Genomic DNA, 2,395 nt, shown 5'->3' with positions numbered 1-2,395 from the left:
GGCAACGGCTCGCTGATGCGCTGCTTTCCGGTGGTCATGGTCGCCGGATCGCGCGATGAAGCGATCCGGCTCGCGTGCAAGCAGAGCGTCGTTACGCACGGCCACGTGCGCTCGCAACTGTGCTGTGCGCTCTATGGCCTGACGGCAATGGGCATCGTCGAAGGCCAGCCGGCGCCCGATGCGGTGCGCACGGCCGAAGACGAGTTGCTGGCGCGCTACGCGGGCACGGCCGACGAGATCGAACTGAAGATCGTGCTCGATGGCCGCTTCGATGCGCCGCAAGGATCCGGTTACGTGGTCGACAGCCTCTGGTCGTCGATCCACTGCCTGCTGTCGACGGGCAGCTACGAGGACTGCGTGAAGCGCGCGATCGCGCTCGGCAACGACACGGATACGACGGCGGCCATCGCCGGCAGCCTCGCCGGCGCGCTGTACGGCGAGTACGCGTTGCCCGATCGGTGGGTCGCGGCGCTGCACGGGAAAGAACAGGTCGAGGGCTGGCTCGCGAAACCGTAAGCGCTCGAAGCGAATACGCGGCAAATCGCGGAAGGAGATCGGATGGGGCAGTACGCGGACGCAGACTGGTACAGACAAAGCGTGGCCGACTACACCGCGCAATACGGTGCGGTTCCGCCGCCGTGGGTGGTCGCAGCCGATTCGCATCCGTACAGCATGCGGTGGCGCATGGGCGGCGGCGAAACGTTCATGATGGTGTTTCAGGAATGGTGGGAACAGCACGCGTGGCAGGAGCGCGAGCGCGTGACCTACTTCCTGAAGTGGCCGCCTCCGCCGCGCTGGATTCCGTGGATGGCCGACGTGATCTGGGATCTCGAACCGTGGGAAGCGGACGGCGAATTCGACTACACGCGCTACTACGTGCAGCTCCAGCAGTTGGGATTCGGCGGGACCGCCGACGTCGACGCCGACATGGAAGACAGCCGCTGGGATTGATACAACCGGGCCATCACCGGCCCGGCCGCGTCACGCGTCACGCATCATGCATCACGCGCGCCGGTCGCTCGCCAGCAACCCGTACAACGCGCTGTCCGACACTTCGTCACCGACGATCCAGCGTTCGCGCAGCAACCCTTCCCGCACGAAGCCGAGCCGTTCGAGCAGCCGCGCCGAGGCGGTGTTACGCGGATCGATATCGGCTTCGAGCCGGTTCAGCCGCAGCGTGCCGAACGCGTGATCGATCACGGCCGATGCCGCTTCGCGCATGTAACCGCCGCGCCAGAACTCGCGCCGCAGGCTGAAGCCGATCTCGGCGCGCCGGCATTGCTCGTTTGCATGGAACAACACGCATTCGCCGAGCGCCTCGCCGGTTTCCCGCAGCTCAAGTACGCAGATCAGGTCCTGCCCGCTCGCGGACGTCTTCACGTTGCGCGCGACGCGCTCGATCGCCTGTTCGATGTGCGTCATCGGCGAGAACGAGAAATAGCGCATCGCCTCCGCATCCGACCAGATCTCGAAGAAGGTGTGCGCATCGGCTTCGCGTAGCGGCCGCAGGACGAGGCGGGACGTATCCAGCGTGACGGGTTCGAACAGAGGCATGGCGACAGTCGGTCGAAAACGGGATCGTGAATTAGAACACGCAAGCCGCAAGCCGGCCATGTCGTGCATGCGCGCGCCCCGCCTTGCAACCCGATCATGCCAAACAAAAAGGCCCGGACATCGCCCAGGCCTCGTCACTCCATCCGTTACCGCCAGCCGCGCTTACGCTTCAAGCGCTTCGAGCACCTTCCCCTTCGTCTCGATCCCGACGAAGTGCACGGTCACGGCTGCGATCAGCGGCACGATGCCGATCAGGTAGAACGCCGGCGCGAGGTTCCCGCCGATGATCGCGTGCGGCACCACCATCGGCGCGACGAACGACGCGATCTTCAACCATGCGCTGCCGAGCCCGCAGCCCGACGCGCGGATGCTCGTCGGATACTGCTCCGGCGTATAGACGTACGCGGTGATGAACCCCGACGCCATCAGCCCGAGCGACAGCGAGCAGAAGATCGAGACGACATACACCGACGACGCGTGATAGACGCCCGCGAATGCCAGCGACAGCGCGCACAGCACGAACGACCACACGATCACCGGCTTGCGGCCGAGCTTGTCGACGAGCAGCGCCGACGCCAGCGACCCGAGCACGCCCATCACCGAGCCGATCACTGCGAGGTTCAGCGCAAGCTGCAGCGGCGCGTGATAGAAGTTCTTGTAGATCGTCGGCAGCCACGTCGACAGCCCGTACTGGATGAACCCGCAGGTCGCCCACAATGTCGCCACCGCGAGCGTGCGCTTGCGATAGGCGGCGCTGAACAGGTCGCTCATCTTGCGCTTCGGATGCTGCCGCACCATCTCGTCGAACGCGGCCACCTGCGTGACCGGCGGCAGCTCGCCG

4 protein-coding genes are annotated in these 2,395 nt (G+C 65.7%); 2 read left to right on the top strand and 2 right to left on the bottom strand.

What is annotated here, in order from left to right:
- Both JYJ84_RS34380 and JYJ84_RS34375 read left to right on the top strand, forming a co-directional pair.
- The coding region (locus tag JYJ84_RS34380; RefSeq protein ID WP_205190107.1) for an ADP-ribosylglycohydrolase family protein at positions 1-516 on the top strand (516 nt) is incomplete at its 5' end.
- 42 nt (positions 517-558) lie between these two features.
- Complete coding sequence (locus JYJ84_RS34375) at positions 559-951, top strand: hypothetical protein (protein ID WP_122947439.1); 393 nt, start codon at positions 559-561, stop codon at positions 949-951.
- Between the two features lie 51 nt (positions 952-1,002).
- On the opposite strand, the gene JYJ84_RS34370 is transcribed toward JYJ84_RS34375, so the two are convergent.
- Positions 1,003-1,554 carry a GNAT family N-acetyltransferase gene (locus JYJ84_RS34370; RefSeq protein WP_175223348.1) on the bottom strand — a complete coding sequence of 184 codons (552 nt, stop codon included), beginning with the start codon at positions 1,552-1,554 and terminating at the stop codon, positions 1,003-1,005.
- Positions 1,555-1,716: 162 nt separating this feature from the next.
- Positions 1,717-2,395 (bottom strand): MFS transporter (locus JYJ84_RS34365; RefSeq protein ID WP_205190106.1); only part of this gene is annotated, 679 nt, incomplete at its 5' end.

The sequence above is a fragment of the Burkholderia sp. LMG 13014 genome, from assembly GCF_905232215.1.
In the GTDB taxonomy this organism is placed as follows: domain Bacteria; phylum Pseudomonadota; class Gammaproteobacteria; order Burkholderiales; family Burkholderiaceae; genus Burkholderia.
This window is presented reverse-complemented; position numbering and strand designations above follow the sequence as displayed.